This window comes from Methylibium sp. T29-B (genome assembly GCF_000576225.1).
Classification (GTDB): Bacteria; Pseudomonadota; Gammaproteobacteria; order Burkholderiales; family Burkholderiaceae_C; genus Methylibium; species Methylibium petroleiphilum.
Map to the genome: position 1 here is coordinate 1 of NZ_AZSN01000216.1, position 4636 is coordinate 4636.

Consider the following 4636-nt stretch of genomic DNA (forward strand, 5'->3'; position numbering starts at 1 on the left):
GGCGGGCGTGGCGGGGCCAGCGTGGTCGGCGGGATCGTCGAAACTGCTCATGGACTGCTCGGTGTGGAAGCGGCGCCGAAGGCGGGCCGGATGTCCGCGGAAGGATACCAACTCACCTGGCCGTCGCGCTCCGCCACGCGAACGGCCTTGAGGCGCGCACCGCCACAGGGCCCGGCGATGCAGTAGCCGTCGGACGGCTCGTAGGTGGCGCCGTGGATCGAACAGACGATGTAGCGGCGGTCACCGTCCAGGAACTCGCCTTCCTGCCAATCCATCTCGACCGGCACATGGGCGCAGCGGTTCAGGTAGGCCACCAGCTGGCCGTCGACGCGCAGCACGAAGGCGCGCAGCGGCTGGCCGTGCTCGAGCACGTCGAACAGCACGGCCCGTCCGCCCTCGGCCAGGTCGGACGAGGCGCACAGCGGCACGCCGGTGCCGGGGTCGGCGGGCTCAGGCATGGGCGCGCAACCAGTGGTCGAGCTCGGCCGTCGAATGGGCCACGAAGCGCGGTGCGTAGGTCTCGAAGGCCGCCGGCTCGTGCGCTCCGAAGCTGACGGCGACGCTGGCCGTGCCGGCGTTGGCGGCCAGTTGCAGGTCGTGCGTGGTGTCGCCGATCATCAGCGTGCGGGCCGGCGCGACGCCCAGCTCGGCCATCAGCTCCTGCAGCATGCGCGGATGCGGCTTGGACGCGGTCTCGTCGGCGGTGCGGGTGGCGTCGAACAGACCCTGGAGCTGCACCGTGTGCAGCGCCTCGTCGAGCCCGCGGCGCGACTTGCCGGTGGCCACGCCCAGCCAGTGCTGGCGCGCCTTCAGCGCGTGCAGCATGTCCAGCGCGCCGGCGAACAGGCTGAGCTCGTGCTGCCGCGCGAAGTAGTGGTGCCGATAGCGTTGACCGAGCTCGGGGTAGCGCTCGCGCGGCAGGCCGGGCACGGCATGCTGCAGCGCCTCCTGCAGGCCCATGCCGATCACGTAGGCGGCCTGGGTGTCGCCCGGCACCTCGGTGCCGAGGTCGGCGGCGGCCGCCTGGATGCACTTGACGATCAGCGCGGTGGAGTCGTACAGCGTGCCGTCCCAGTCGAACACGACGAGGTCGAACTGGCGGGGGCGGAATGCGCTCATGGAGGGGGCGGTGGGGCCGCGACGCGCGGCAGGGCTGTCAGGAGGAGCCGGCATTCTGCCGGCAGGGCGGCCTCGAGCTCGATCGTCTCGCCGCTCGCGGGGTGCTCGAAGCGCAGCCGCCGCGCGTGCAGGAACATGCGGTCGAACTTCACCCCCGGCACGGCCTCGCCGCGGGCGAAGGCCTTGTTCAGCGCGAAGTCGCCGTATTTGTCGTCACCGACGATGGCGTGGCCGGCGTGCGCGAGGTGCACGCGGATCTGGTGAGTGCGGCCGGTCTTGATGGTCACGTCGAGCAGGGTGTAGCCGGCGTAGGCGGCGGCCACCTGCACCAGCGTGATCGAACGTTGGCCGTCCTCGTCGTCCGCGCCGGTGACGCGCACCCGGCGCTCGCCGGCACCGTCGAGGTACTTGTGCAGCGGCGCGTCGATCACCTTGTGCCGGGCCGGCCAGGCCCCGGGTACCAGCGCCGCGTAGGTCTTGCCGGTCTCGCGCGCGCGGAACTGGTCCTGCAGACGCGTGAGTGCGCTGCGCTTCTTGGCGAGCAGCAGCAGGCCGGAGGTCTCGCGGTCGAGGCGGTGCACCAACTCCAGGAACTTCGCCTGCGGCCGGGCCCGGCGCAGCTGCTCGATGACGCCGAAGCTCACGCCGCTGCCGCCGTGCACGGCCACGCCGGCCGGCTTGTCGATCACCAGCAGGTGCTCGTCCTCGTGAACGACCGGGAACTCGCGGGGCGGCGCAGCCTCGCGCTCGGCCGGGGTGGCCATCCGCACCGGAGGCAGGCGCAGTTCATCGCCGGCCGCGAGCCGCGTGTCGGCGGCGGCGCGGCCCCGGTTCACCCGCACCTCGCCGCTGCGGATGATGCGGTAGACGTGCGTCTTCGGCACGCCCTTGAGCGTCTTGACGAGGTAGTTGTCGAGCCGCTGGCCGGCGCCGTCTTCGCCGACCGTCAGGTGTCTCACCGCGGGGGCCGGCGGTGGTCGCGCGGCCGGGCTGGCGACCGGGCGCGGGGCAGCCACCGGGGCTCGCGAGGCCTTGCGCGCCGGGGCCGCTTTGCCTCCTATAATGCGTTGCACCACGTGTGCGCCGTAAGTGATTGATTTGCTTGAGTTTAGCGGTCACTTCGCCGTGGCGTGGGCCCTGCAGCCGGATCGGCGGCAGGTATTCGGTGATGCAACGCCGCGTCGAGCGGCCGGGCCGGCTCCCAAGGTGAGCGGCAGGCGGCGCGAGGCGGCGGCAGAGCCAGCGTAGTACGAACCAACCAACAAGGTTTTCCGGTGGCAGACCGGAGGTGCCCCAGGCACCGGCGAGCTGCCCCCCGCGCCCCGTGATGTCCCGGATGTCTTCGGCCCGCCCCCTCCCCTTCGCGCTCCGATCGCCCGCAGCCCCGTCGCTGCGCGTCGGCCCGCGCGTGTGCGGAAGGAGCGCGCCACGCCACGGCCCGGCCCGTGGCAAGCCCATCCAGACCCACGCGGACGCACGCGCCAACGCTTGAGCGCCGCAGCGCCCTGACGGGCGTGGTGAGCGGTCGAGTCCAGGGCGATTCCTTCCGGTTCCTCCACGCTGTTTCGTGCATCGACAGGCCGTGCCCGGCGACGGGCCTGGTCGGATTCGTGTGCGGGCGGGCCCCTGGCCTCCCGCACGAAGGAGTGCACATGAAACGCATGCTGATCAATGCCACGCAATCGGAAGAACGGCGCCTGGCGATCGTCGACGGGCAGAAACTGCTCGACTTCGAGACCGAGATCGAGGGGCGCGAACAGCGCAAGGGCAACATCTACAAGGCCGTCGTCACCCGCGTCGAGCCGTCGCTGGAGGCCTGCTTCGTCGACTACGGCGAGGACCGCCACGGCTTCCTGCCGTTCAAGGAGATCTCCAAGCAGTTCTTCAAGGAAGGCGTGACCGTCCGCGACGCGAAGATCCAGGACGTGATCTCCAACGGCACCGAGCTGCTGGTGCAGGTCGAGAAGGAGGAGCGCGGCAACAAGGGCGCGGCGCTGACCACCTTCGTCAGCCTGGCCGGGCGCTACCTGGTGCTGATGCCCAACAACCCGCGCGGCGGCGGCGTGTCGCGCCGCATCGAGGGCGAGGACCGCGAGGAGCTCAAGGAGAACCTCGACCAGCTCGAGTACCCCAAGGGCATGAGCCTGATCGCGCGCACCGCCGGCATCGGGCGCAGCGCCCCCGAGCTGCAGTGGGACCTGAACTACATGCTCAAGCTGTGGAGCGCCATCGACGGCGCGGCCAAGGCGGGCAAGGGCGCCTTCCTGATCTACCAGGAGTCCTCGCTGGTGATCCGTGCGATCCGGGACTACTTCCACGCCGACATCGGCGAGATCCTGATCGACACCGACGACATCTACGAGCAGGCCCAGCAGTTCATGAACCACGTGATGCCGGAATCGGCCTCGCGGGTCAAGCGCTACAAGGATGACGCACCGCTGTTCAGCCGCTTCCAGATCGAGCACCAAATCGAGACCGCGTTCTCGCGCACGGTGAACCTGCCCTCGGGCGGCGCGATCGTGATCGACCACACCGAGGCGCTGGTCTCGGTCGACGTGAACTCGGCGCGCTCGACGCGCGGCTCCGACATCGAGGAGACCGCGACGCGCACCAACCTCGAGGCGGCCGACGAGATCGCGCGCCAGATGCGGCTGCGCGACCTGGGCGGCCTGATCGTCGTCGACTTCATCGACATGGAGGAGAGCAAGAACCGCCGCGAGGTCGAGACCCGCCTGCGCGACGCGCTGCGCACCGACCGCGCGCGCGTGCAGTTCAGCTCGATCAGCAAGTTCGGCCTGCTCGAACTGAGCCGTCAGCGCCTGCGCCCGGCGCTCAGCGAAGGCAGCCACATCACCTGCCCGCGCTGCAACGGCACCGGCCACATCCGCGACACCGAGTCTTCCGCGCTGCAGATCCTGCGCATCATCCAGGAAGAGTCGATGAAGGAGAACACCGCCGCCGTGCACGTGCAGGTACCGGTGGAGGTCACGTCCTTCCTGCTCAACGAGAAGCGCACCGAGATCACCAAGATCGAGCTGCGTCAGCGCACCACCGTGCTGCTGGTGCCCAACAAGCACCTCGAGACGCCGAACTACAAGCTCGAGCGCCTGCGTCACGACGACCCCCGTCTGGAGAACCTGCAGGCCAGCTACACGATGATCGAGGAGCCGGACGACGAGGTCGGCATCACCCGGCGCGAGAAGGCCAAGGCCAAGCAGGAACCGGTGATCAAGGGCGTACTGCCCGATCTGCCCGCCCCGGTGGCCGCGCCGAAACCGGAACCGGTGGCCAAGGCTCCGGTGGCCGCAGCGCCGCCGGTCGTGGCGGCACCGGTGCCTGCCAGCCGCGACGCGGGCGGCGGTGGATTCTTCGGCTGGCTGAAGAAACTCTTCGGCGGCGACGTGCCGCCGGCCACCGCACCCGCGGTCAGCGCGCCTGTCGCACAGCCGGCGAAGCCGGGCCGCGAAGGCGGACGCGATGGCCAGCGCGACGGGGGCCGCGGCGACCGCGGCCCCCG

The 4636-nt window shown here is 70.6% G+C and carries 4 protein-coding genes; 1 reads left to right on the forward strand and 3 read right to left on the reverse strand.

The genetic code is table 11. The features are described from left to right. Window positions 1-47 precede the first annotated feature (47 nt). Genes Y694_RS19815 through Y694_RS19825 form a run of 3 tightly spaced genes read right to left on the reverse strand, consistent with a single transcriptional unit; the run spans window position 48 to window position 2192 of the window. On the reverse strand, window positions 48-458 hold the full coding sequence (locus Y694_RS19815) for a Rieske (2Fe-2S) protein (RefSeq protein ID WP_011828259.1): 411 nt from the start codon (window positions 456-458) through the stop codon (window positions 48-50). Further along, window positions 451-1119: an HAD family hydrolase gene (locus Y694_RS19820; RefSeq protein WP_011828258.1), complete on the reverse strand. Its 669-nt coding sequence runs from the start codon at window positions 1117-1119 to the stop codon at window positions 451-453. The genes Y694_RS19815 and Y694_RS19820 overlap by 8 nt, the downstream gene beginning before the upstream one ends. Next, on the reverse strand, window positions 1116-2192 hold the full coding sequence (locus Y694_RS19825; protein ID WP_081771406.1) for an RluA family pseudouridine synthase: 1077 nt from the start codon (window positions 2190-2192) through the stop codon (window positions 1116-1118). The genes Y694_RS19820 and Y694_RS19825 overlap by 4 nt, the downstream gene beginning before the upstream one ends. A gap of 579 nt (window positions 2193-2771) precedes the next feature. On the opposite strand from Y694_RS19825, the gene Y694_RS19830 reads away from it, so the two are divergent. Next, on the forward strand, window positions 2772-4636 hold a 1865-nt coding region (locus tag Y694_RS19830), incomplete at its 3' end, for an Rne/Rng family ribonuclease (protein ID WP_036235715.1).